Origin of the sequence: Micromonospora sp. WMMD967 (assembly GCF_029626165.1) — a bacterium.
Lineage (GTDB): Bacteria > Actinomycetota > Actinomycetes > Mycobacteriales > Micromonosporaceae > Micromonospora > Micromonospora taraxaci.
Map to the genome: position 1 here is coordinate 2,530,891 of NZ_JARUBK010000001.1, position 25,059 is coordinate 2,555,949.

General features: G+C 72.0%; 21 protein-coding genes. 14 read left to right on the plus strand and 7 right to left on the minus strand.

Annotated elements, in window-relative coordinates; all coding sequences use genetic code 11:
* Positions 1-7: 7 nt before the first annotated feature.
* Positions 8-1,621, plus strand: a complete 1,614-nt coding sequence (locus tag O7631_RS11930) for a DAK2 domain-containing protein (protein ID WP_278144300.1) — start codon at positions 8-10, stop codon at positions 1,619-1,621.
* The gene (gene recG, locus O7631_RS11935) at positions 1,618-3,816 is read left to right on the plus strand and encodes an ATP-dependent DNA helicase RecG (RefSeq protein WP_278144301.1); all 2,199 of its coding nucleotides are present in this window, start codon (positions 1,618-1,620) and stop codon (positions 3,814-3,816) included. Before O7631_RS11930 ends, recG begins: the two co-directional genes overlap by 4 nt.
* Positions 3,817-3,920: 104 nt before the next feature.
* On the opposite strand, the gene O7631_RS11940 is transcribed toward recG, so the two are convergent.
* Positions 3,921-4,934: an LPXTG cell wall anchor domain-containing protein gene (locus O7631_RS11940; RefSeq protein WP_278144302.1), complete on the minus strand. Its 1,014-nt coding sequence runs from the start codon at positions 4,932-4,934 to the stop codon at positions 3,921-3,923.
* A gap of 318 nt (positions 4,935-5,252) precedes the next feature.
* Positions 5,253-6,761: a cell wall anchor protein gene (locus O7631_RS11945; RefSeq protein WP_278144303.1), complete on the minus strand. Its 1,509-nt coding sequence runs from the start codon at positions 6,759-6,761 to the stop codon at positions 5,253-5,255.
* A 305-nt stretch (positions 6,762-7,066) separates the two neighbouring features.
* Here O7631_RS11945 and rsmD point away from each other — a divergent pair, with 305 nt between their 5' ends.
* The 9 genes from rsmD to O7631_RS11990 all read left to right on the plus strand — a co-directional run bounded on the left by rsmD (position 7,067) and on the right by O7631_RS11990 (position 14,964).
* Positions 7,067-7,630, plus strand: coding sequence for a 16S rRNA (guanine(966)-N(2))-methyltransferase RsmD (gene rsmD, locus O7631_RS11950; protein WP_278144304.1), 564 nt, complete (start codon positions 7,067-7,069; stop codon positions 7,628-7,630).
* Positions 7,627-8,109, plus strand: a complete 483-nt coding sequence (gene coaD, locus O7631_RS11955; protein WP_088991071.1) for a pantetheine-phosphate adenylyltransferase — start codon at positions 7,627-7,629, stop codon at positions 8,107-8,109. The genes rsmD and coaD overlap by 4 nt, the downstream gene beginning before the upstream one ends.
* A gap of 205 nt (positions 8,110-8,314) precedes the next feature.
* Positions 8,315-8,812, plus strand: a complete 498-nt coding sequence (locus O7631_RS11960) for a hypothetical protein (protein WP_088991070.1) — start codon at positions 8,315-8,317, stop codon at positions 8,810-8,812.
* Positions 8,813-8,923: 111 nt separating this feature from the next.
* Positions 8,924-9,487 carry a YceD family protein gene (locus O7631_RS11965; protein WP_088991069.1) on the plus strand — a complete coding sequence of 188 codons (564 nt, stop codon included), beginning with the start codon at positions 8,924-8,926 and terminating at the stop codon, positions 9,485-9,487.
* 5 nt (positions 9,488-9,492) lie between these two features.
* Positions 9,493-9,666: a 50S ribosomal protein L32 gene (gene rpmF / locus O7631_RS11970; protein ID WP_030335284.1), complete on the plus strand. Its 174-nt coding sequence runs from the start codon at positions 9,493-9,495 to the stop codon at positions 9,664-9,666.
* A 108-nt stretch (positions 9,667-9,774) separates the two neighbouring features.
* Positions 9,775-10,761 (plus strand): phosphate acyltransferase PlsX, encoded by a 987-nt coding sequence (locus O7631_RS11975; protein ID WP_278144305.1) that lies wholly within the window; start codon positions 9,775-9,777, stop codon positions 10,759-10,761.
* Positions 10,758-11,672 carry a ribonuclease III gene (gene rnc, locus O7631_RS11980; RefSeq protein WP_278144306.1) on the plus strand — a complete coding sequence of 305 codons (915 nt, stop codon included), beginning with the start codon at positions 10,758-10,760 and terminating at the stop codon, positions 11,670-11,672. The genes O7631_RS11975 and rnc overlap by 4 nt, the downstream gene beginning before the upstream one ends.
* Positions 11,665-12,522: a bifunctional DNA-formamidopyrimidine glycosylase/DNA-(apurinic or apyrimidinic site) lyase gene (gene mutM, locus O7631_RS11985; RefSeq protein WP_278144307.1), complete on the plus strand. Its 858-nt coding sequence runs from the start codon at positions 11,665-11,667 to the stop codon at positions 12,520-12,522. Before rnc ends, mutM begins: the two co-directional genes overlap by 8 nt.
* 222 nt (positions 12,523-12,744) lie before the next feature.
* A complete protein-coding gene (locus tag O7631_RS11990; protein ID WP_278144308.1) occupies positions 12,745-14,964 on the plus strand; it encodes an MMPL family transporter in 2,220 nt (739 codons plus the stop codon).
* A 52-nt stretch (positions 14,965-15,016) separates the two neighbouring features.
* Here O7631_RS11990 and O7631_RS11995 read toward each other — a convergent pair whose 3' ends face one another.
* Positions 15,017-15,865, minus strand: coding sequence for an endo alpha-1,4 polygalactosaminidase (locus O7631_RS11995; protein ID WP_278144309.1), 849 nt, complete (start codon positions 15,863-15,865; stop codon positions 15,017-15,019).
* 116 nt (positions 15,866-15,981) lie between these two features.
* Positions 15,982-17,106, minus strand: a complete 1,125-nt coding sequence (locus tag O7631_RS12000) for a CAP domain-containing protein (RefSeq protein ID WP_278144310.1) — start codon at positions 17,104-17,106, stop codon at positions 15,982-15,984.
* A gap of 372 nt (positions 17,107-17,478) precedes the next feature.
* Between O7631_RS12000 and O7631_RS12005 the strand changes: the two genes are divergently transcribed.
* The 3 genes from O7631_RS12005 (at position 17,479) to O7631_RS12015 (ending at position 22,260) form a co-directional block, all read left to right on the plus strand.
* Entirely contained in the window at positions 17,479-17,673 is a 195-nt protein-coding gene (locus O7631_RS12005) for a hypothetical protein (protein WP_007456482.1), read from the plus strand.
* Between the two features lie 352 nt (positions 17,674-18,025).
* Positions 18,026-21,640 (plus strand): chromosome segregation protein SMC, encoded by a 3,615-nt coding sequence (gene smc, locus O7631_RS12010; RefSeq protein ID WP_278144311.1) that lies wholly within the window; start codon positions 18,026-18,028, stop codon positions 21,638-21,640.
* Positions 21,640-22,260: an HAD-IA family hydrolase gene (locus tag O7631_RS12015; protein ID WP_269680662.1), complete on the plus strand. Its 621-nt coding sequence runs from the start codon at positions 21,640-21,642 to the stop codon at positions 22,258-22,260. The genes smc and O7631_RS12015 overlap by 1 nt, the downstream gene beginning before the upstream one ends.
* 7 nt (positions 22,261-22,267) lie before the next feature.
* On the opposite strand, the gene O7631_RS12020 is transcribed toward O7631_RS12015, so the two are convergent.
* The 3 genes from O7631_RS12020 to O7631_RS12030 are packed head-to-tail and all read right to left on the minus strand — an operon-like array spanning position 22,268 to position 24,957.
* Positions 22,268-22,789, minus strand: coding sequence for a DinB family protein (locus O7631_RS12020; protein ID WP_269680661.1), 522 nt, complete (start codon positions 22,787-22,789; stop codon positions 22,268-22,270).
* A gap of 44 nt (positions 22,790-22,833) precedes the next feature.
* Entirely contained in the window at positions 22,834-23,328 is a 495-nt protein-coding gene (locus tag O7631_RS12025) for a universal stress protein (protein ID WP_269680660.1), read from the minus strand.
* Positions 23,329-23,337: 9 nt separating this feature from the next.
* Entirely contained in the window at positions 23,338-24,957 is a 1,620-nt protein-coding gene (locus tag O7631_RS12030; RefSeq protein WP_278144312.1) for an MDR family MFS transporter, read from the minus strand.
* Positions 24,958-25,059: the final 102 nt, after the last annotated feature.

Here is a 25,059-nt window from a genome sequence, read left to right on the forward strand (position 1 = left end):
TCTGCCCGTGCTGGACACCCTCGACGCCGCCACGGTCCGCCGCTGGTGCGCGAGCGGGTTGGCCGCGCTCAAGCGCCACCAGGGCGAGATCGACCAGCTCAACGTCTATCCGGTGCCCGACGGCGACACCGGCACCAACCTGGTGCTCACCCTCACCTCGGCCCAGCAGGCACTGGCGATGGACCTGGACACTCTGCCCCACAGCGGGCCGACCGCACACGGGCACGCGCTGCGGTTGATGGCGCAGGGCGCGCTGCTCGGCGCGCGGGGCAACTCCGGCGTGATCCTCTCGCAGATCCTGCGGGGGTTCGCCGACGAGGTCGCCGTGGCACCGGTGGTGCGGGGCCGGGAGCTGGCCGCCGCGCTGCGCTCCGGCACCGCGGCCGCGTACACAGCTGTCGCCCGGCCGGTCGAGGGCACTCTGCTCACCGTGGTCGCGGCGGCCGCCACGGCAGCCGACCAGGCGGACACCGACGATCTGCCGGCGGTGGCCCGCGCGGCGGCCCGAGCCGCGACCGAGGCGCTCGCCCGGACACCGGAGCAACTGCCGGCCCTGGCCCGCGCGGGTGTCGTGGACGCCGGCGGCCGAGGGCTCTGTGTGCTGCTCGACGCCCTGGTCGCGGTGCTCACCGGCGAGACCGCAACCCACCCCGCGCCGACGCCGCGCTCCGCCCGTCCGGCGGCCACCGCCGCCCGGGAGACCGGTTCCGAGGAGTACGCGTACGAGGTGCAGTTCCTGCTCGACGCCCGGGCGGAGGCGGTCGACGGGTTGCGCCGGGCGTTGGACGCGTTGGGTGACTCCCTGGTCGTCGTCGGCGACGGGCGGGAGCCGGAGGGCACCTGGAACGTGCACGTGCACGTCAACGACGTGGGCGCGGCGGTCGAGGCGGGGGTCGCCGCGGGTCGCCCGTACCGGATCTCGGTGACCCGTTTCGCCGACCAGTCGGAGCCGCTCCCCGGGCCGGTGGCGACCGGTCGGGCCGCGGTGGTGGTCGCCACCGGGGGCGGCATCGCGGAGCTGTTCGCCGCGGAGGGCGCGACGGTGGTGCCGGGCAACCCGTCCACGGGTGAGTTGCTGGACGCCGTCCGCAGCACCGGCGCGGCCCGGGTGGTGGTGCTGCCCAACGACGCCAACACGGAGGCTGTGGCCAGCGCGGCGGCACGCGAGGCCCGCCGGCACGGCATCAGGGTGAGCGTGGTGCCGACCCGCTCGCCGGTGCAGGCGCTCGCCGCCCTCGCGGTCCGCGACGGCGACCGCCGCTTCGAGGACGACGTGATCGCGATGGCCGAGGCGGCCGGCGCGTGCCGTTACGCCGAGGTCTGCCATGCCAGCCGGGAGGCGCTGACAGTGGCCGGCCCGTGCCGGCCCGGGGACGTGCTGGCGCTGGTCGAGGGGGAGGTGCACCTGATCGGCACCGACCTCACCGACACCTGCGCCGCGGTGGTCGACCGGATGCTCGGCGGCGGTGGCGAGATGGTCACCCTGCTGGCCGGGCTGGACGCGCCGGCCGGGCTCACCGACGCCGTCCGCGCCCACGTCGAGAGTCGCTGGCCGTTCGTCGAGGTGCACGCGTACCCGGGCGGCCAGCCGTTTTATCCGCTCCTGGTAGGGATCGAATGAGCGAACCAGCCACCGTGGACACTCCGTTGAAGAAGCTGGTCGGGGACAAGACAGCCAAGGCGCTGGCCGCGCACCTCGACCTGCACACGGCGGGTGACCTGGTCTACCACTTCCCGCGCCGCTACGACGAGCGCGGCGAGCACACCGACATTCGTTCGCTGGACGTCGGCGAGCAGGTCACAGTGCTGGCCCAGGTGCAGCGCACCGCGGTGCGTCCGATGCGGCAGCGGCGGGGCAACCTGCTGGAGGTGACTGTCGGCGACGGCTCCGGCGGGGTGCTGACGTTGACGTTCTTCGGCAACCAGGCGTGGCGGGAGCGCGAGCTGCGTCCCGGGCGGTGGGGGCTGTTCGCCGGCAAGGTCACCGAGTTCAGGGGCAAGCGACAGCTCAACGGCCCGGAGTACGTGCTGCTCGGCGAGGGTGGGGAAGGCGAGGCGGCGGTCAGCGACGAGATCGAGGAGTTCGCCGGCGCGCTGATCCCCGTCTACCCGGCCGCCGCGGCCCTGCCGACCTGGGTGATCGCGCGGTGCGTACGGGTCGTGCTGGACACGTTCACCCCGCCGGACGACCCGCTGCCCGCCGACGTGCGCGCCAGCCGCAAGCTGGTCGGGCTGGGCACCGCACTGAAGGAGATCCACCGGCCGTCCAGCAAGGAGGCGCTGCACCGGGCACGGCGGCGGCTCAAGTGGGACGAGGCGTTCGCCGTCCAGCTGACACTGGTGCAGCGCAAGCACCGGGCAGCCGACTGGCCGGCCCGACCCCGCCCGGCCCGCCCGGGTGGGCTGCTGGAGGCCTTCGACGCCCGTCTGCCGTACGAGCTGACCGAAGGCCAGCGCGACGTGGGCGTGGAGATCGCCGAGGATCTGGCCGCACCCCACCCGATGCACCGCTTGTTGCAGGGCGAGGTGGGCTCGGGCAAGACGGTAGTGGCGTTGCGGGCGATGCTCCAGGTGGTCGACGCGGGCGGCCAGGCCGCGCTGCTGGCGCCCACCGAGGTGCTGGCGGCCCAGCACCACCGCGGCATGCTCGACCTGCTGGGGCCGCTCGGCAGGGCCGGTGAGCTGGGCTCGGCCGAGCACGCCACCCGGGTCGAGCTGGTCACCGGTTCGTTGGGCGCGGCGGCGCGACGGCGGGCGCTCGGCGAGGTCGCCAGCGGTGCCGCCGGCATCGTGCTCGGCACCCACGCCCTGCTGTACGAGGGGGTCGACTTCGCCGATCTCGGCCTGGTGGTCGTCGACGAGCAGCACCGCTTCGGCGTGGAGCAGCGCGACGCCCTGCGGGCCAAGGCCGACCAGCCGCCGCACGTGCTGGTGATGACGGCCACCCCGATCCCGCGCACGGTGGCGATGACCGTCTACGGCGACCTGGAGGTCTCCACCCTCTCCCAGCTGCCCCGCGGGCGGTCGCCGATCGCCTCGCACGTCGTGCCGGCCGCCGAGAAGCCGGCGTACCTGGACCGGGCCTGGCGTCGGCTGCGCGAGGAGGTGAACGCCGGCCACCAGGCGTACGTGGTCTGTCCCCGGATCGGGGACGGGCCGGTGTCCGACGAGGAGCCGCCACCCGAGGACGACAACGGCCGCCGGCCGCCGCTGGCGGTGACCGAGGTGGCCCCGCTGCTGGCCGAGGGGCCGCTGCACGGGCTGCGGATCGGGGTGCTGCACGGTCGCCTGCCGGCCGACGAGAAGGACGCGGTGATGCGCTCCTTCGCGACCGGCGACCTGGACGTGCTGGTGGCGACCACGGTGATCGAGGTCGGCGTGGACGTGCCGAACGCGACCGTGATGATCGTCCTCGACGCCGACCGTTTCGGTGTCTCCCAGCTGCATCAGTTGCGGGGCCGGGTCGGGCGGGGTGCCGCCGCCGGGCTCTGTCTGCTGGTCAGCGAGGCGGCCGAGGGCTCCTCGGCACGGGAGCGGCTGGATGCGGTGGCGTCCACGAGCGACGGTTTCAAGCTCGCCGAGCTGGATCTGGAGCAGCGCCGCGAGGGTGACGTGCTGGGCGCCACCCAGTCCGGTCACCGTTCACACCTGCGGCTGCTGTCGCTGCGACGGGACACGGATCTCATCCGCGACGCCCGCGCCGAGGCGATCACCCTGATCGAGGCCGACCCCGAGCTGACCCGCAACCCGGCGCTGGCCGCCTCGGTGGCCGCGCTGGTGGACGAGGACCGCGCGGAGTACCTGGAGAAGGGCTGAGACCGGCCCGCCTTCGGTGACCTCGATCCGAGCACACACCGCACATGGCTGAGGGCGCGTCGACCGGATGGTCGACGCGCCCTCAGTTGTCAGCGCGGGTTGTGTCAGGCGGTGAAGCGCACCCGACGACGACGCGCCATCACGAACAGGCCCGCACCAGCGGCGAGCAGCACGGCGGCACCGGCGATGATGCCGCCGGTCGCGGCGCCGGTCAGCGGCAGGGCCGGCTCGTCCTTGCCGCCACCCTGGCCCGGGGCGCAGTCGGCCGGCTGGACCCACTTGACGGCGTCGGCCGGGTCGGCCTCCTCACCGTCGACGCTCGGGGTGACGGTCAGCCCCTCGTACGCCTCGAAGGAGACCTCGGTCTTCTTGCCCGGGACCAGCTCGAGCTTCTTGACCACGTTCTTCTCAGAGGTCAGCACGACGGTCTCGGTGACACCGTCCGCCGGGTTGTCGGCGGTGATGACCAGCGCCTTGCAGTCGAAGACGATCTCGAACACCGGGGCGTTCGGCTCCTCCGGCACCAGCGGGCCGGTCGGCTCGCTCGGCTGCGGGGTCGGCACCGGGCTGGTCGGGACCGGGGTGGTCGGGACCGGGGTGGTCGGAGCCGGGGTCGTCGGCGCCGGGCTGGAGGGGGTCGCGCTCGGCGTCACCGGCGGCGTCGGCTTCGTCGGCGTGGGGGTGGCGGTCGGCGGCGTGGGGGCGCAGTTCTTGACGATCCGAGCGGTGCCGCTGGCGGTGTTGGTGTGCAGCTTGCCGTTGCGCGTCCACTCGGCGGTGATCTTCAGCTCGAGCGCGGCGCCCTTGGTGGTGTACTGCACGCCGAACACCTTGCCCTCGGAGGGCTTCGGCAGGTCGCGGCCCGCCGGGATGCCGACGACGGCGGTGCCGGACGGGGTCCACACCTTGGTGATCGTGCCGGCGAGGTCGCGCTCGCTGTTCACCACGGTCCACTCGACGCGGTACACGCCCTTGGTGTCCGTCTTGCAGGCGGTCCCGGAGATGGTGGTGTGGTGCGCGAGCGCCGGGGAGGCGACGGTCGCTACACCGGTGAGGCCGATCAGCGCGCCGGCGGCGATGGCCGCGATGCGCCGGAGCGGAGTCTTGGGAGGGTTCACGCAGGCTCCTGGTGAGGGGGTACGGATCACGTGCGGGAGGCCGGAGGGCTGGGTGACCTGGGGTCGCCTGCCGACTCGACGTCGCGCAGCGGGAGTCTGCTCCCGCGCGAGGCGGAAACAGAGGGTGACTGTACTGAGGGGGCATGAATGAGGGGAGCTCAGATCATTGCCACCGGGCAATGTAATCATTTTGTGATCTTGCTGAACCGCTGGTGGTCATCTCCTCACGGAAAGCCTCGCGGCAGTGGATCCACACCGGACGCTGGAACGCCGCGGGCGCGCCGACCAATGGTCGACGCGCCCGCGGGGTTGGCCAGGTCAGGCGGTGAAGGTCACCCGACGACGCCGAGCGATGACGAAGAGCACCGCGCCAGCGATCAGCAGCGCGATCGCGCCGGCGGCGATGCCGCCCGCCGCCGCACCGGTGACCGGGAGGCCCGGCTCCTCGCCGCCGGCGCCACCGCCACCGCAGTTGCCCTCCGGCGTGTAGACCGCTTCCATCTCCAGGTCGAGGTCAGGCAGCGCGACGAGAGCCGACTCGGCCTTGCTGGCCTTGAAGGTCACCGTCTCCGACTTGCCGGCGGCGACCGTGCGGGTCTCGTTCTTGTCGCCGTAGGTGAACGTCGCCTTGACCGGAAGACCACCCTCGGGGTTGGTCACGGTGAGGGCGAAGTCCTTGCAGTCGGCCTTGGTGGTGACGACCGGCAGCGGGCAGTCCTCGGGGCGCTCCCACGCGTACGTGCCGTTCTCGACCACCTTGCCGTCGACCAGCACCTCGATCTTGCCGGCGTCAGCGGCGGGCACGACAACGCTGGTGTCGGCCTTGCCAGCCGGGACGGAGACCTTCTTGGTGAAGCCGTTCTCGCCCTTGACCTCGAACTCGACGGCGTACTTGCTGATCTTGCCGTCGTTGCTCAGCGACACGGCGACCGAACCGTCGCAGTTGGACGCGAAGGTCGAGGCCGGGGTGGTGCAGCTCTTGTTGCCGCCGTTGTACCAGCCCTGCGGGCCCTTCGAGCGGTTGCCCGGAGCACCCGGGGAGCCGAGCTTCTTGTTGTCGTAGCGCTTGCCACCCTCGACCAGCTCGTCGATGACCTCGTCCTTGGCGCCCCAGATCAGGTCGACCTGCGTGTGGCAGTCCGGGATCTCGACGTTCAGGGTGATCTCGGTCTGGGTGCCGCCGATCCAGTTGCTGTCCGGCGTGCCGTAGACGTACTGCGGGGTGGCGAACTGCGGCCGGGGCGCGAAGTACGACACCAGCGTGAACCACTGCTTGCCCTCGCCGCAGAGCGGCAGGTCACCGTCGAGTTTGACGGTGGCGGTGCCCTTCGGGCCGTCGAACGTGTGGCTGTACTTGGCCTTGTCGGCGTCGACGCACTTCGGGGCCGGCGCGCAGGAGCTGTCGGCGGCCAGGTTGATGCTGCCGTCGTTGGTGGCTTCCTGCCCGTTCTTCTTCCACTTGCCGAACACGGTGAGCTTGGCGCTCTTGGTGTCGCCCGGCACGCGCTGGACGGCCAGCACGCTGCCGCCCTTGCGGATGACGGAACCCTCCAGCGGGACGGCCTTGGCACCCTCGACCGGCACGGTGACCTCGGTCGACGGGTCCGCGGTCACCTTCTTGAGGGTGACAGCCTTGTCGCGCTCGCTGTTCTCCACCTTCCAGGTGATCACTCGCTCACCGGTGAGCCGGTCACAGTCGGCTACGGCGGTGATCGTGGTGTGGTGCGCGCTGGCCGGGCCGGCCACCGCGACTGCCCCGGTGAGGCCGATGAGGGCGGCTCCCAGGATGGCCAGCGGTCGCTGTAGCGACAGCTTGGGACGGATCACGGGTACTCCTGGAGTGCTGAAGCGTCAGGGGTGTGGCACGGGAGTGACTGTGGACGGTCGCTGCACGTCCGATCGGAGAGGCGCCCTCCCGAGCCGTGGGCCGGTGGGTTGCCGCCGGCACCCGGCAGACCCTAGCGAGATCGCCTCACATGAGACAGCGTTGAGGATTTACTAAGACGGATGTTATGAACTTGAGATCATTGGTATACGAGAAGTGATCACGTGATCTTCGTGGCGGTACCGACCGTGTCGGCCGGCAGGTCCGAAGAGTCGCGTAGCGTCGCGGGCATGAGCAGGTGGAGACCATGACCCGGATCGTGGCCGGCGCGCTCGGTGGCCGGCGGATCGCCGCGCCTCCCGGTGCCGGCACCCGACCCACGTCCGACCGGGTTCGGGAGGCACTGTTCAGCGCCGTCGAAGCCGAGGTCGACCTCGACGGCGCCCGCTTCGCCGACCTGTACGCCGGCTCCGGCGCGGTCGGGCTGGAGGCGCTCTCCCGCGGTGCTCGGCACGTACTGCTGGTCGAGTCCGACCCCCGCGCGGCCCGAGTGATCCGGGAGAACGTCGCGACCCTCGGGGTCGGCCCGGCAGCCCGCCTGGTCGCCGGCAAGGTGGCGACGGCGCTGGCCGCCGGCCCGGACGGCGGCCCGTACGACGTGGTCTTCGCCGACCCTCCCTACGCGGTGCCGGACGAGGAGATCACCGCTCTGTTGGCGGCGCTGGTCGGCGGCGGGTGGCTGGCGCCCGACGCGCTGGTGGTGGTGGAGCGGTCCAGTCGCACCAGGCAGTTCGACTGGGTGGACGGCATCACCTCGGACCGCAGTCGCCGTTACGGCGAGACCACACTTTGGTACGGTCGCCGATCATGAGACGTGCGGTGTGCCCCGGTTCGTTCGATCCGGTCACCAACGGACACCTCGACATCATCGGGCGGGCCAGTCGGCTCTTCGACGAGGTGATCGTCGGTGTGCTGGTGAACCAGTCGAAGAGTGGTCTCTTCACCGTCGAGGAGCGGATCGACATGCTCCGCGAGGTCACCTCGTCGTACGGGAACGTGCGGGTCGAGTCGTTCCGCGGGCTGCTGGTCGACTTCTGCCGGGCCCAGCAGGCAAGCGTGCTGATCAAGGGTCTGCGCGCGGTCAGCGACTTCGACTACGAGTTGCAGATGGCCCAGATGAACATCGGGCTGGCGGGTGTCGAGACGCTCTTCATGCCGACCAACCCGCTCTACTCGTTCCTCTCGTCGAGCTTGGTCAAGGACGTGGCCAAGTGGGGTGGCGACATCTCCGCGCATGTTCCCGACCCGGTCCGTAAGGCTCTCCAGGCCCGTCTCGGCCCCCGTAGCTGATCCGCCCTCCGCCACGCAGCGCCCCTTTTGCCAGAAATCGAGGCAAGAGTGCGGGCACGGTGGGCGCCGGGTGACGATGTCGCGACGCGCCGGGTTGGGGCGGATGGGGCGCGGGTGGGGCGGGCACGCCATGATTGGTGGCGCGGGGAACGGCCGTAGCCCGCATCATGGAGGTCGGCCGAAGAACGACAGGAGTGAGGTACCGGTGGACCCGCTCGATCGCATCGACGAACTGATCGCCATGGTGGAGCAGGCCCGCTCCGTCCCGATGTCGCGCAACAACTGCATGGTCGACCGGGGTGAGACGATCGCGGCCCTCGACGAGATACGTGCGGACCTCCCCGCCGACCTGCGTCGCGCCGCCGCGCTCCTCGAGGAGCGGGACAAGATCATGGAGGCCGGCAAGCGTGAGGCGGACCGGATCATCAGCGAGGGTGAGGCAGAACACGCCCGCCTGGTTTCGGTGAACGAGATCACCGTGTCGGCCGAGCACGAGGGTGCCCGGATCATCGCGGAGGCCCGAGCCGAGGCGCAGCGCCTGCGTGAGGAGGTCGACGACTACGTCGACACCGCGCTGGCCAACTTCGAACAGTTCCTCACCCGGGCGCTGGCCTCGATAGAGCGCGGCCGGGACAAGATGCACGCCCTGCGGGAGATCGGCACGTTCGCTGGGGACGAGGCGGAACGCCCGCTACCCTTCTGAGCGGCACCTCACCAGCCGACATTCTCGCCGAAGGCGTCGCCCCCGGTTCGACGGTCCGGCGGTCGTCCAGGTAACCTTTTTTGTCGGCCTCTCACCGGCCGGAGTCTAACTATGCCCAAGCACTCGCCATCGACACTCAACCCCAGGTCGCCGCTGGTCCTCGACACGAGGGACCTGCCGCGCCGCCCTGGCGCGTTGCGTGAGGTCAAGCGGGTCGTGCCGGCACCGGCGGACCTCGGTGTGGAGTTGATCGGCGTGCCGGAGGGTGCGGATCTCGACCTCGATCTGAGGTTGCAGTCCGTGTCCGAGGGCGTGCTCGTCTCCGGGACCATCACCGGTCCCGTCAAGGGCGAGTGCGGCCGTTGCCTGCGCGAGATCAACGACTCGATGGGCGTGACGATCCAGGAGCTGTACGCGTACGAGGACAGCACCACGGACGCCACGACCGACGAGGACGAGGTGGGCCGGATGCAGGGCGATCTGATCGACCTGGAGCCGGCGCTGCGGGACGCGTTGGTGCTCACGCTGCCGACCAACCCGCTCTGCCGGGAGGACTGCCCAGGACTGTGCCCCGAATGCGGGGCGCACTGGGACGATCTGCCGGCCGACCACAGTCACCAGCAGATCGACCCGCGTTGGGCGGGCCTGTCGCAACTGACCGTTACAGAGGAGTAAGAACCGTGGCCGTCCCGAAGCGCAAGATGTCGCGCAGCAACACCCGGTCCCGCCGGGCGAACTGGAAGGCGACGGTGGTCGCGACCGTTGCGTGCCCGCAGTGCAAGTCCCCGAAGCTGCCGCACGCCGCCTGCTCCGTCTGCGGCACCTACAACGGCCGCCAGGTTCTCGAGGTCTGACCTGGACGCCCAGTGACGCCCCCGACCCCAGGTCGGGCGGCGCGCGCATCCTGGCATTCGCCCGGTGCCCCGGCTCCCGATGCCCGGCCGACTCCGGCCGGCGTTCCCGTGGAGCCGGGCACCGCGCGGATCGCCGTTGACCTCCTCGGCGGGGACGACGCTCCCGCCGTCGTGGTTGACGGCGCTCTGCGGGCCATGCGTGCCGACCCTGACCTGCACCTGCTCCTCGTCGGTCCGACCGAGGTCGCCGACGAGTTGATCGCTGAGCTCGATCCGGCGCAGCGCGTCCGGGTCGCGGTGCGGCCCGTGCGCGACGTCGTCGGCATGGCCGACCACCCCAGTGCGGCCCGCAAGGAGAGCACCGTCCGCGCCGCGGTCACCGCCGTGCGCGACGGCACCGCCGATGCGCTGGTGTCCGCCGGCGCCACCGGCGCCACCGTCACCGCCGCCGTTCTCGGCCTCGGCCGTTGGCCGGAGATCCGCCAACCCGCCCTGGTCGCCACCCTGCCCGCCGTGGCCGGGCCGGTGGTCCTGCTCGACGTCGGTGGCTCCCTGGAACCCCGCCCGGCCACCCTCGCCCGCCACGCCGTCCTCGGCGCCGCGTACGCCGCGGTGGCCCACTCGATCTCCGCGCCCCGGGTCGGGCTGCTGTCGGTCGGCACCGAGGCCGGCAAGGGCGACCGGGTCCGCCGGGCCACCGACCCGCTGCTCGCCGCCGAACAACTCCCCGCCGGGGCGCGCTACGTCGGCCTGGTCGAGGGGTACGACGTGACCCTCGGCGCGCGCGCCGATGTGGTCGTCACCGACGGGTTCACCGGTAACGTGCTGCTCAAGGCCATCGAGGGCGCGTACGCCATGGCCGGCGGCCCTCCCGCCGAAGGTGGCGCTCCCCGCGCTGCCGCCCTGCTGGGCGTGGCGGGGACGGTGGTCGTCTGCCACGGTTCCGCCCGCGCCGGCGACGTCGCCTCCGGCATCGCCCTCGCCGCTCACCTGTGGCGACGGCGCGCCACCGATCTGGTCTCCGCGTTGCTCGACGGCGACGCCGCGACGGACCGCGCCAACCGTTCCACCGACACCGAGGTACGCACATCATGAGCAACGACAAGAGGCGGCGGGTATCCGTCGGTCACCTGGAAGCCGCCTTCGGCGTGAGTCTCGAACCCGAGCTGCTTCAGCGGGCGCTGACCCACCGCTCGTACGCGTACGAGAACGGTGGGCTGCCCACCAACGAGCGGCTGGAGTTCCTCGGCGACTCGGTGCTCGGCGTGGTGATCACCACAGCGTTGTTCCACAACCACCCGGACCTGCCCGAGGGGCAGCTGGCGAAGCTGCGCGCCAGCGTGGTCAACATGAGGGCGCTCGCCGACGTGGCCCGTGGTCTGGGCCCGGACGGCCTCGGCGCGTACCTGCTGCTCGGCAAGGGTGAGGAGACCACCGGCGGTCGGGACAAGGCGAGCATCCTCGCCGACACGCTGGAGGCGCTGCTGGGCGCGATCTACCTCCAGTACGGCCTGGACACCACGGGCATCGTCATCCACCGACTCTTCGACCCGTTGATGGCCGAGTCGGCTGGTCGGGGTGCCGCCCTGGACTGGAAGACCAGCCTGCAGGAGTTGACGGCGGCGCTCGGGCTCGGCGTTCCGGAGTACCGGATCGAGGGCACCGGCCCGGACCATCTGAAGACGTTCACCGCGTGGGTGGTGGTGGCCGGCAACCGGTACGGCGGCGCCGAGGGGCGCAGCAAGAAGGAGGCCGAGCAGCGCGCCGCCGAGGCCGCCTGGCGGACGCTCGCCGAGCAGAACGGCCAGACTGGCGACGACAGCCAGACGAGCGGTGGCGGCCAGAACGGCGAGGCCGGCCAGAGCGGCGAGGCCAGTCGGAACGGCCGGGGCGGGCTTCTGGAAAGCGCCGAGCGGGCGGCCGAGGCCGAGCAGGCCGACCACCTGGCGCAGGCCCTGCCGGCCGGGGGCGCCGACGGCCACGAGACGGGGTCACGGCGTGCCTGAACTGCCCGAGGTCGAGACCGTCCGGCAGGGGCTGGCCCAGTGGGTGGTCGGCCGCCGGATCGTCTCGGTCGAGGTCCGTCACCCACGTGCGGTCCGTCGGCACGTGCCCGGTGACGTGCACTTCGCCGACGTGCTCGCCGGTCGGACGGTGCTCGACGCCCGCCGCCGGGGCAAGTACCTGTGGCTGCCACTGGACAGCGGCGACGCGATCATCGGTCACCTCGGCATGTCCGGCCAGATGCTGCTCCAGCCGACCGGCACCACCGACGAGACCCATCTGCGGGTCCGGTTCCGGTTCGCCGACGACGGGCCGGAGCTGCGTTTCGTCGACCAACGCACGTTCGGCGGCCTCTCGGTGAGCGAGGGCGGCGCCGAACTGCCCGACGAGATCGCGCACATCGCCCGTGACCCGATCGACCCGGAGTTCTCCGACGCGGATTTCGTCGCCGGGCTGCGCCGCCGACACACCGAGGTGAAGCGGGCGCTCCTCGACCAGACCCTGATCTCCGGGGTGGGCAACATCTACGCCGACGAGGCGCTCTGGCGTGCCCGGCTGCACGGCGGCCGACCGACCGACGTGTTGACCGCCCCGGCGGCGCAGCGCCTGCTCGGCCACGTCCGTGACGTGCTCGGCGAGGCGATCAGTCAGGGCGGCACCAGCTTCGACGCCCTCTACGTCAACGTCAACGGCGAGAGCGGTTACTTCGACCGGGCGCTGAACGCGTACGGCCGCGAGGGCGAGCCGTGCCGTCGGTGCGGCGCGCCGATTCGCCGCGAGGCGTTCATGAACCGGTCCTCGTACAGTTGCCCGCGCTGCCAACCGCGTCCCCGGGGTTCCCTTCGGGGATGACCCGGAGTCGACTCCGGGACGGCGTCGGCGGGTCGCGGCCTGTCGCTCCGGGCTGGACCCCGGTGTACGTCCGATTCGTGGCTGATGCCCGCCGCGCCGACCCCCGCCGACCAGCCCCGGGTTTCCGGGGCGGGCCGGGGCCGATCCCCGATGTGACCGCCTCGTCACGCTCCTAACGTCAGCTCCGTTGACTGGGGGGCGGACGTGACAGGGGGATTCGAGATGCGGAAAAGACCGGTGACGGTGCGGCTGGCGCGGTGGAGCGCCGAGCACCCGTGGCGGGCGATCGCGCTGTGGGCGGTGTTCGTCGCGGTGTGCTTCGTCGGCGGCAACGCCGCTGGTCTCAACGAGGCCACGAGCGGTGACCAGGCCATCGGGGAGGCGGGACGGGCCGGCCTGATCGTGGACGCCGCCAACTTCGACGACCCGGCCGTGGACAACGTCCTGATCACCTCTCGGGGCGGTGCGCTGGACCGGGCGACGGCGACGGCAGCGGCCGACGACGCGGCGGCCCGGCTGCGTACCGTCGTCGGGGTGGCCGCGGTGGGCCAGCCGGTCACCGCTCGGGACGGCTCGGCGTTACTGGTGCCGATCACCATGTCCGGTGACCCGGAGACGGCCTCGGAGCGGGTGCAGCCGTTGCGCGACGCGACCGCCGCCGTGCAGGCCGCACATCCGCAGGTGCGGGTGGAACAGGTCGGTGGACCGTCGATCGGCCAGGCCCTCGACGACACCCTGGGCAAGGACTTCGAGCGTGCCGAGCTGCTCAGCCTGCCGGTCACCCTGGCGATCCTGATCATCGCGTTCGGGGCGCTGATCGCGGCCAGCGTGCCGGTGCTCCTGGCGCTCTCGTCGGTCGCCGCCGCGATGGGTCTGTCCACCCTCGCCTCGCACCTGGTGCCGGCGACCGACACCACGGCCCCGGTGATCCTGCTGATCGGTATGGCGGTCGGGGTCGACTACTCGTTGTTCTACATCCGTCGCGAGCGGGAGGAACGCGCCAAGGGCCGCTCCGGCCTCGACGCCGTGGAGATCGCGGCGGAGACGTCCGGTCACGCGGTGGTGGTCTCCGGCCTCGCGGTGATGATCTCGATGGCCGGGCTGCTGCTCGCCGGCGACGTGGTCTTCTCGTCCCTCGCGGTCGGCTCGATCCTGGTGGTCGCCGTCGCGGTGACGGGCTCGCTGACAGTGCTGCCCGCCCTGCTGGCCCGGCTCGGCCGCTGGGTCGACCGGCCTCGGGTGCCGCTGCTCTGGCGGCTGACCGCGCCGCGCACCGGCCGGCACGGTCAGCCCCGCGCGCCCCGGCTCTGGCCCGCTGTGCTCCGCCCGGCGCTGCGCGCGCCGGTGGTGACGCTGGTCGTCTCGGTCGGACTGCTGCTCGCGTTGGCCGCACCCGCGCTCGGCATGAAGCTGAAGTTCCCCGGCATGGAGGACCTGCCCCGCACCACGCCGGCGATGCAGGCGTACGACAGGCTCACCGCCGCGTTCCCGAGCACCGGCACCAACCACGTGGTCGCGGTGCGGGCGCCGGCCGACCAGGCCGACCGGGTACGCGCCGCCCTCACCGACCTGTCCACCCGGGCGGCCGGCGATCCGCTGTTCGCCCCGGTCGAGGCGGACGGCCCGAAGATCGAGGTGTCGGCCGACCGGCGGGTGTCGGTGCTGGACGTCGCCACCCCGTACGCCAGCCGGGACGACCGGTCGGTGCAGTCGTTGGAGAAGCTGCGCGAGGACCTGGTCCCGGCCGGATTGCGGGGCATCCCCGGCATCGAGTACGCGGTCGGCGGCAGTGTCGCCGACAGCGAGGACTACGCGGCCCACGTGCGGGACAAGTTGCCGTTGGTCATGGGCTTCGTGCTGGTGCTGACCTTCCTGGTCATGGTGTTCACCTTCCGGTCGGTGGTGGTCGCGGCGAGCTCCATCGCGTTGAACCTGCTCTCCGCCGGCGCCGCGTACGGGCTGCTGGTGCTGGTCTTCCAGGGGGAGTGGGCCGAGGGGTTGCTTGGCTTCACGTCCATGGGCGCCATCGTGTCCTGGTTGCCGCTGTTCCTCTTCGTGGTGCTCTTCGGCCTCTCGATGGACTACCACGTCTTCGTGGTCAGCCGGATCCGCGAGGGGGTACGGGCCGGCATGCCCAACCGCGATGCCGTGTCGTACGGGATCACCTCGTCCGCCGGGGTGGTGACCAGCGCGGCGATCGTGATGGTCGGCGTGTTCTCGATCTTCGCCACGCTGAGCACGATCGACATGAAGCAGCTCGGCATCGGCCTCGCGGCGGCGATCCTGCTGGACGCCACGATCATCCGGGGGGTGGTGTTGCCGGCCCTGATGACCATGTTGGGCGACGCCAACTGGTGGGCCCCGCGCTTCCTGCGCCCTCGCCCGGCCGCCACGCCGGCCGACCCGCCGGCGCCCACCCCGGAGCTGGTGCCGGTGCCCTGACGTCGAGAGCGTCGGGCCGGGTCGCGACCGAGCGACCCGGCCCGACACCGGCTCAGGGCAGCGGGCAGGCTTCCCGGGACGCGTCCAACGCGCGGTCCTTCCGGATGGACGCGAAGCCGTATCCGACGGTGGTCACACAGAAGTCGTCGGTCGAGCCGGCGTACTCCACGTGGAAGACCGGCTTGCCGGCGTCGGCGAACGGCAGCAGCTTGGCGCACTGGGCCAGCCGGACGCACTCCTCGTTGACCACGAAGTCGAAATCCGGGGCCAGCGCGGCGAGCTGCGGCACGTCGTTGACCAGCCCGGGGGAGAGGCTCAGCGAGCGGGCCAGCTCGGCCAGCCGGCGGTTGAACAGCAGTTGGTCGTCGAAGTCGAGCGGGAAGCCGGTGCGGAACGCGTACCCGTCGGCGTCGGCGAGCGCGACCGCGCCGAACCCCTTGCCCCGGCACAGCCGGAACCGGTCGGCCAGCACCGGTTCGAGCGCGTCCCAGCCCCGCACGTCCAGCCACCGGCTGTCCGGCCGGGGCCCGGTCGAGCCCTGGACGACGTGCGGGAACCGGCTGGCGTCCGGGTCGGTGGAGCGGACCGACCCGACGTACACCTGGCAGATCAACCGGCGGTCCCGGGAGCGCAGCTCGGCGGTCTCTGCGGCGGTGGTGGCCACCGGGTCGAGCAGGAAGACGTCCGCCTGCACCGTCGGGTCGAGCGGCCCGCTGAGCTGCCACTGCCACTGCCAGTGACGGGACTGCCCGGTGGGCCAGGCGGTGGGCGCGCCGGGCGGGGTCAGCGCCGGACGGCACCCGTACGCCGGTACGGCCAGGAGCAGCGCGACGCCGGCCGACGCGACGCGGTGCAGTGGGCGTGCGGCGGCGCGTCGCCGTAGCCGTGGCCGGATCCGCATCGGCAGCTCCCGGGGCCGGGGCGGCCCGTCGCCGCCCTCACCGGTACGCCGGCCCCACGCTCGGCCCGACGTACCTCATCGGGTCAAACGAGCGCGGGGGCGCGGACGACGCGCGGTCAGCGCGGTGCGGCGAAGACCTGCGTCCAGTACGGCCCGTTGCTGTTGGCGATGCCGACGCCGATCTCGGTGAACGCGCAGTTCAGGATGTTGGCCTTGTGTCCGGAGCTGTTCATCCAGGCGTCCATGACCGAGGTCGGGGTCTTCTGGTTCCAGGCCACGTTCTCGCCGTACGTGCGCCAGGCATAGCCGACCCGGTCCAGCCGGACGCCGGCGTTGCTGCCGTCGCTGCCCGTGTGCGACATGTTCTGGTGGTCGGCCTGGTCCTGGCTGTGCTTCTGCGCGGCGGTCATCAGCTTGTCGTTGATGGTCAGCGCCTTGCAGCCGGCCTTGGCCCGCTCGGCGTTGACCAGGTCCACCACCTCGCGGGCCTGCGAGCTGACGGTGCCGCTGGCACCCGAACCGTTGGTCGTGCTCGGCGCGGTGCTGCGGGCGCGGCGCGACGCGGCGGTGGTCCGCGACGCCGCGGGGGTCGGCTTGACGACCTTGGTCGGCGAGGGGCTCGGCTGCGCCGAGCTGGGCGCGGTGGACGGGGAGGGCGCGGCCAGGGTGTCGAGGACCGGCGGTTCGGTCGGGGCCTGCGACGCGGCGAAGGTGTCGTCGACGGCGGTCGGCTGGTCGGCCCCGTCGCCACCGCCGGGCATCGCGAGCGCGCCGACGCCGAAGGTCACCACGAGGGTGGCCGCGGCAGCGGCACCGCCGATCATCATCGGCTTGCGCCAGCGGCGCGGGGAGCGGTGCCGTCCCTCGCCGGAACGGCCGGTCGCCCCGTCCCGGGTACGCCATTCGCCGGTGGTCGCGGGGTCACTGTCGGTGTGCCACCCGCCGGTGGTGTCCTCGACCGGGTGGCTGCCGCCCCAGTGGCCGCTGTCGCCGCCCGGGCGGTGGGCCGGCCAGGCGGCGGTGGGGGCGTCGGCCGGGGCGGCGGGCGTCGACCGGCCCGCCTGCCAGTCGTCGGCGGGCTGCTGCGGGTGCCACTCGTCGCCGGGCTGGTCGGTGTCGTCACCGAAGAGGTAGGCCGAGCGGGGCTCCGGGCGGTCGTGCAGCCAGGCCGGCTCGTCGGTCGGCCGTTCAGCGCGCCGGGGTGCGCCGTTCGGGTCCATCGGGTCGGTCCAGCCGTACACGCCTATGCCTCCAGAGGTCGGTTGCGGGCCGGGGTGACGCTACGGCGCGCCCGCGACCTGCGGCAACGTGGCTAAGGAAGAGTTAAGGGGAAGTAGGACGACAGGGGGCGGACTTCCGGGAATCCGGGCGTACAGTAAAGGTGTCCGGACAGAGCGTGTCCGTGCCGTGAAGGCAGCCCCCCGACAAGTGGACAGGTCGACGTAGAGATGATCTACGGCCTGCGAGAACTTGACGAAGGAGGGGTTTGCGGCTCAATATATAGGTGTCGCCAGTCGCGCCCGGTCATGCCCAGATACAGCCTGGAATGACAGCCGCGTACAAATGGGCGCGCGTTGGCCGGCCTTTCCGGCAGCGCATATCAAGGAGTCAGCATGGCGAAGGCCCTCTACGGCCACGTAGGTGCAGCGCCCGATCGGCGTCTGCTCGACGAGGTCACCCGGCTGCGTGCCAGGGTGCAGGCACTGGAGTTCGAGATCACGCGTCTGCGTGCCGACAATGATCGGCTCGCGGCGGCTGCGGCGGAGGCGGACGATCTGCTCCGTCTGGCCGAGCCGGCGCTGACCTGATCTCCAGGTCGACAAAACTGAATCGCACCATCGCAGAAAAGCGCGCCGACACGTCCTGTGCCGGCGCGCAACACTGTCCGGTTCTTTTCGGGGTCGACGATTTGTGATCTTGCGATCGGATGCGGCGGGAACCATCCCCGCCGCATCCGAATAACGCACCGGCGGATAAGCCGATCATGAACTGCTCTCGCCATTATCGCGACCGCCGGAACAACAGTGCGTGCGCGCCTCACGCCCTTGATGTGGCCGAGCCGGGGCGGGTCGCGTGCCGGCCCGCTTCCACCACCGGGTTAGTCTGCGAGTTCACCCAGGTCCCCAGAGCCGGGGCGGCCACCGGACGAGGATCGAGAAGGTGTATCTCAAGAGTCTGACGGTGAAGGGGTTCAAGTCCTTCGCCTCCGCGACGACGTTGAAGCTGGAGCCCGGGATCACCTGTGTGGTGGGCCCGAACGGCTCCGGCAAGTCCAACGTCGTCGACGCCATCGCCTGGGTCCTCGGCGAGCAGGGCGCCAAGGCGCTGCGCGGCGGCAAGATGGAGGACGTCATCTTCGCCGGCACCGCCGGTCGGGCGCCGCTGGGTCGCGCCGAGGTCACCCTCACCATCGACAACACCGACGGCGCGCTGCCGATCGAGTACACCGAGGTCTCCATCACCCGCCGGATGTTCCGCTCGGGTGAGAGCGAGTACGAGATCAACGGCAACTCCTGCCGGTTGCTCGACATCCAGGAGCTGCTGTCCGACTCCGGCATCGGCCGGGAGATGCACATCATCGTCGGGCAGGGCCGACTCGACGGCATGCTGCACGCCAAGCCGGAGGACCGCCGGGCGTTCATCGAGGAGGCGGCCGGCGTCCTCAAGCACCGCAAGCGCAAGGAAAAGGCCCTGCGCAAGCTCGACGCGATGCAAACCAACCTCAACCGCCTCACCGACCTCACCGCCGAGCTGCGCCGCCAGCTCAAGCCACTGGGCCGGCAGGCCGAGGTGGCCCGCCGCGCCGCGGCCATCCAGGCCAACCTGCGCGACGCCCGACTCCGCCTGCTCGCCGACGACCTGGCCACCCTGCGCACCACACTGGACCGGGAGATCGCCGACGAGACCGCGCTGCGGGAGCGGCGCGAACAGATCGAGGGCGAGCACGTCGAGGTGCAGGGCCGGCTCGGTGAGCTGGAGGCCGCACTGGCCGAGGACGCGCCGTTGCTCGCCGCCGCACAGGACACCTGGTACAAGCTGTCGGCCCTGCAGGAACGCTTCCGCTCGATCGAACAGCTGGCCCGGGAACGGCTGCGGCACCTCAGCGCCACCGGCGACGACGAGCGGCCCGGCCGCGACCCGGACCAGCTGGAGGCGGAGGCGGAGCGGGTCCGCGAGCAGGAGGAGGAGCTGCGCGCGGCGCTCACCGACGACCAGATCCGGCTGGCCGAGGCCGTCGAATACCGGCAGGAGCTGGAACGGCAGCTCGCCGCCGCCGAACGGGAACTAGTCGCCGCCGCCAAGGCCATCGCCGACCGGCGGGAGGGGATGGCCAAGCTGACCGGTCAGGTCAACTCGGCCCGCGCCCGCACCACCAGCTCCAGCGAGGAGATCGAACGACTCGCGGTCGCGCACGCCGACGCGCTGGGCCGCGCCGAGCAGGCACAGGCCGAGCTGGACGCGGTGGCCGCACAGTCCACCGAGGCCGACCGGGACAACGCGGACCTGGACGCCCGGCACGCCGAGGCGGTCGCCGCGCAGGAACAGGCACAGGCGACCGTACGATCGCTGGCCGACTCGGAGCGGGCGGCCGAGAAGGACGCCGCGACCTGGAAGGCCCGTGAGGAGGCGCTGGCGCTGGGGCTGCGGCGCAAGGACGGCGCGGGGGCGTTGCTCTCCCGCGCGGACGACGTACCCGGCCTGCTCGGCAGCCTCGCCGGACTGCTCACCGTCGCGCCGGGCCACGAGGCCGCGCTGGCCGCCGCGCTCGGCGGTCTCGCCGACGCCGTCGCCGTCAGCGGGGTGGACGAGGCCGTCGAGGCCATGCGCCTGCTCAAGATCTCCGACGCCGGCCGGGCCGGCCTGCTCGTCGGCAGCCCGGCGGGCCCGGGCATGACCGGCTCCGCCGACGCGCTGCGCCCGAAGCTGCCGGACGAGGCCCGGTGGGCCCCCGATCTGGTGGAGTGCAGCGCGGAACTGCGTCCGGCGGTGCACCGGGCCCTGCGGGACGTGGCGCTCGTCGACGACCTCGCCGCCGCCGCCGACCTGGTCGCCAGCAACCCCGAGCTGCGGGCGGTCACCCCCGACGGCGATGTGGTCGGGGCGTACGCGGCGGCGGGCGGGTCGGCCAAGGCGCCCAGCTTCATCGAGGTGCAGGCGGCCGTCGAGGAGGCTCGCGCCAACCGACTGACCGCCGAACGCGCCGGCGCGGAGCTGCGGGACCAGCTCGTCGAGGCCCGTGCCGAGGTGGCCGCCGCCAAGGAGGCCGTGCAACACGCCGCCGCCGAGAAGAGGGAGGCGGAGAGCCACCGCAACGCCGCCGCCCGCCGGCTGGCCGAGCTGGGCGCCGCGGCCCGCTCGGCGAAGGCGGAGACCGACCGGCTCGGCGAGTCCCGGTCCCGGGCCGAGGCCGCCCGGCAACGGGACCTCACCGCGCTCGACGAGCTGGAGGAGCGGCTGCGGCTGGCCGAGGAGACCCCTGTCGACGCGGAGCCCTCCACCGAGGAACGGGATCAACTCGCGGCCATGGTGCCGCAGGCCCGGCAGAACGAGATGGAGGTCCGGCTCGCGGTGCGTACCGCAGAGGAGCGGGTCTCCTCGATCGCCGGCCGGGCCGACTCCCTCGCGCGGCAGGCCACCGCCGAGCGGGCCGCCCGCGAACGCGCCGCGGCCCGGCGGGCCGCGCGCACCCGGGGCGCCGGCATCGCCCGGGCCGTCGCCGGCGGCGCCCGGGAGGCGCTGACCCGGCTCACCACCTCGATCGCGACGGCCGAGGACCACCGCGACGAGGTCGCCCGGGAGCGCGCCGCCCGCGAGGCGGAGCTCCAGGAGGTACGCGGCGCGGCCAAGCGGCTCGGCGCGGAGCTGGAACGGTTGACCAGCCAGGTCCACCGCGACGAGGTCGCCCGCGCGGAGCAACGGCTGCGCATCGAGCAGTTGGAGGCGAAGGCCGCCGAGGACTTCGGGCTGGACGTCGAGACGCTCGTCGCCGAGTACGGCCCGACGCAGCCGGTCCCGCCGACCCCTGTCGACATCGCCACTGCCGAACGTGACGGCCTGCCGGTGCCCGAGCCGGTCCGCTACGAGCGGCCGGTGCAGGAGAAGCGGGCCGCCAAGGCGGAACGGGAGCTGACCCTGCTCGGCAAGGTCAATCCGCTCGCGCTGGAGGAGTTCGCCGCGCTGGAGGAGCGTTTCAAGTTCCTCTCCGAGCAGTTGGAGGACCTCAAGGCCACCCGCCGGGACCTGCTCACCGTGGTGAAGGACGTGGACGAGCGGATCCTGGAGGTCTTCGCCAGCGCGTTCGAGGACACCGCCCGGGAGTTCGAGCAGGTGTTCAACGTGCTCTTCCCCGGCGGCGAGGGCCGGCTGATCCTCACCGAGCCCGACGACCTGCTCACCACCGGCGTCGAGGTGGAGGCCCGACCACCGGGCAAGAAGATCAAACGGCTGTCGCTGCTCTCCGGTGGCGAGCGGTCGCTGACCGCGGTGGCCATGTTGGTGGCGATCTTCCGTGCCCGGCCCAGCCCGTTCTACATCATGGACGAGGTGGAGGCGGCCCTGGACGACGTGAACCTGGGCCGGTTGATCACGTTGATGGCACAGTTGCGGGAGAAGAGTCAGCTGATCGTCATCACCCACCAGAAGCGGACGATGGAGATCGCCGACGCGCTCTACGGGGTCACCATGCGCAGCGGTGTCACCCAGGTGATCAGCCAACGGCTCAACAGGGCCGACGAGGACGACGAGCGGCAGGGCCGCGGCGAGGAGAACGGGTAGTGGCTCGGGAACGCGCGACGGCGCTCCTGCTGGATCTGGATGGCGTCCTGCGCCGGTTCGACCCGGCGGTGGCCGCCGGAGTGGAGCGGGAGTACGGCCTCGCCGACGGGGTTCTCCTCGAGATCGCCATGCAGTGGGGCCGGCTCCGGCCGGTGCTCACCGGCCAGGTCAGTCACGCCCAGTGGGTGGACAGCGTGGCCGATGCGCTGGCCGAGCCGGCCGGCGGCCCGGACCGTGCCCGGGCGGCGGTGGAGCAGTGGCAGCGCTACCGGGGCGAGGTGGACACCGAGGTGCTCGACTTCGTCCGGGAGGTGCGCGCCGCCGGCATCACCGTCGGCCTCGCCACCAACGCCACCGACCTGCTCGACGCCGACCTGGCGGACCTCGGCCTGGTCGGTGAGTTCGACGTGGTGGTCAACTCGTCGACGCTCGGTGTGCACAAGCCCGCCCCGGAGTACTTCCAGGGCGCCTGCGTGGCGCTGGCTACCGCGCCGGCCCGCGTCCTCTTCGTCGACGACGAGGACTGGGCCGTCCGGGGCGCCCGCGCCGCCGGGCTGTCGGCGCACCGCTGGGGCGGTCACGCCGACCTGCGCTACCTGCGGGCGGCCCTGGACTACTGAGCGCCGGTCACTCGCCGGTGACGCCGTCGATGCGTTCCCGGATCAGGTCGGCGTGGCCGTTGTGCCGGGCGTACTCCTCGATCATGTGCACGTACACCCAGCGCAGGTTGAAGGTGCGCTTCTTCGGGCCGACCTCGGTGAACGTCTCGTCGAGCGAGTGACCGGCGGCGGCCTCGCGGGCCAGTGCCACCTCCCGGTGGAAGACGGCGAAGTCCGCCTCGGCGTCGGCCTCGCTGACGTCGTGGTCGGCGTCCGGCGTCTCCGGGGTGAAGTACGGGTAGTCGACAGGCTGGGCGGCGAAGTTCTCCCGGAACCACCAGGCCTCCACCTCGGCCAGGTGTCGGACCAAGCCGAGCAGGGTCAGCCCGGAGGGTTGCACGCTCGGCGTCCGCAACTGCTCCTCGGTCAACCCGGAGCACTTGAGCAGCAGGGTCTGGCGGTGGTAGTCGAGCCAGCCGTCGAGCATGGTGCGCTCGTCGCCGACGTACGGTTCGGGGGTCCGGGTGATCTCCGGTGCGGTCCACGTCATGACGCGCATCCTGCCCGGCACGCCCGACATCCCGCGACGGGTTATCAGGGCACCACGACGACGGGCCAGCGACCGGCCCGCACCAGGCGGGTGGCGACCGAGCCGACCAGCCGGTGACCGGCCTGCTCGGACGCGCCCACCAGCAGCATGTCGGCCTGGAACTCGTCGGCCGCGGCGCACAACTCCCCGTACGCGTCGCCGCGCCGGCAGACGAAGGTCACCGGGATGCCCCACTGCTCGGCCCCGCGCCGGCACTCGCGGCGCAGCTCGTCGGCCAGCTCGTCGTGGGTGCGCTGGACCGCGCCGGCGTCCATCCCGGGCACCAGGGCGGTCAGGCCGCTCGCCGAGCTGACGAAGACCACGACCAGGGAGGCGCCCTGCCGGCGGGCCAGGCCTGCGGCGTAGGAGCCGGCCCGCTCGGAGGTGCGGGTGCCGTCGACGCCCACCATGATCACCCGAGGGCCGTCCGTGCCCCGTTCGAAGGGCAGCGGTCGGGTCCGGGGGCCGTACTCCTCGCGGTCCGGTGCTCCCACGCTCATGGCTCTACCTCACCTCTGCTCACCGGTACGGACAACGACCGCGCCGGCGCCGGCAGCGATTGTCGATTCCCGCTCGACCTCCGCCGAAACCGGGTCGCCGTTGTGCTGCCGCAGCGGCACCTCCTTGATGAAGGCCACAGCGATCAACGCGATCAGCGCGAAGGGCGCGGCGGTCAGGAAGATGTCGCCGGCACCGTGGCCGTACGCGCTCTCCACGACCGCCCGCAGCGGAGCGGGCAGGGTGTGCACGTCGGGCAGGGCGCCGCCGGAGCCGGAGCTGGACGCGGGGATACCGAGCTGGGCCAGGCCGTCGGCGGTGTAGTCCTTGACCTTGTGGGCGAGGACCGCGCCGAGGGCGGAGACACCGATCGCGCCACCGAGGCTGCGGAAGAACGCGACCACCGAGCTGGCGGCGCCGAGCTCGTGCGGGCCGACGGTGTTCTGGACGGCGAGGACCAGGTTCTGCATGGTCATGCCCAGGCCGACACCGATGACTGCCATGTAGACGCTGAGCAGGGCGAAGCTGGTGTCCGCGCGCAGCGTGCCCATCAGCGCGAAGCCGACGGTGAGCAGCGCCGAGCCGATCACCAGGTACCGCTTCCAGCGGCCGGTCTTCGTGATGACCCGTCCGATCACGGTGGAGGCGACCAGCAGGCCGAGGATCATCGGCAGGGTCATCAGGCCGGACATGGTCGGGCTCTGACCGCGGCTGATCTGGAAGTACTGGCCCAGGAAGATCGACGCGCCGAACATCCCCACGCCGACCGCGATGCTGGCGACGACGGCGAGGGTGATGGTGCGGTTGCGGAACAGGCGCGGCGGGATCATCGGCTCGGCGGCCCGGGTCTCGACCCGGATCGCCAGGGCGCCGAGAACCAGCGCGCCGAGGACCATGGCGGCGGTCTGCCAGGACGCCCAGGCGAACTGGTCACCGGCGAGCGAGACCCAGATCAGCAGCAGCGACACGGCCGCGGTGATCAGCGTGGCGCCCCACCAGTCGATCTGGGCCTTCCGCTTGACCACGGGCAGGTTCAGGGTCTTCTGCAGCACGATCAGCGCCACGATGGCGAACGGCACCCCGACGTAGAAGCACCAGCGCCAGCCGAGCCAGGAGGTGTCCACGATCACGCCGCCGATCAGCGGGCCGCCGATGGTGCCGACGGCCATCACGGCCCCGAGGTAGCCGCTGTAGCGGCCCCGCTCGCGAGGCGCGATCATCGTGGCCATGATCACCTGGGCCAGTGCGGTGAGCCCGCCGGCGCCGATGCCCTGAAGCACGCGGCAGGCGATCAGTTCGCCGGTGCCCTGGGCGAGGCCGGCCAGGACCGAGCCCAGCACATAGATGCCCAGGGCGAGCTGAACGAGTGTCTTCTTACTGGTCAGGTCGGCCAGTTTGCCCCAGATTGGGGTGGTTGCGGTGGTCGCGAGCAGGGCTGAGGTGACCACCCAGGTGTACGCGGACTGGCCGCCGTGCAGTTCGGTGATGATCCGCGGCAGCGCGTTCGAGATGACCGTGGAAGAGAGAATCGCGACGAACAGGCCCAGCAGCAGGCCGGAGAGTGCCTCCAGGATCTGCCGATGGGTCATGTCGACGGCGGTCGCCTTGGTGGGCGCTGTCGCCTGGCTCATCGTTGGTGCCTCCGAGTGGAGTCGATGTGGAACGGCGGCGGGCTGACATGCGGGCCGCCTGAGAGTTGCCTGGGGCAACCGTATGCTTGGTTGCCTCAGGCA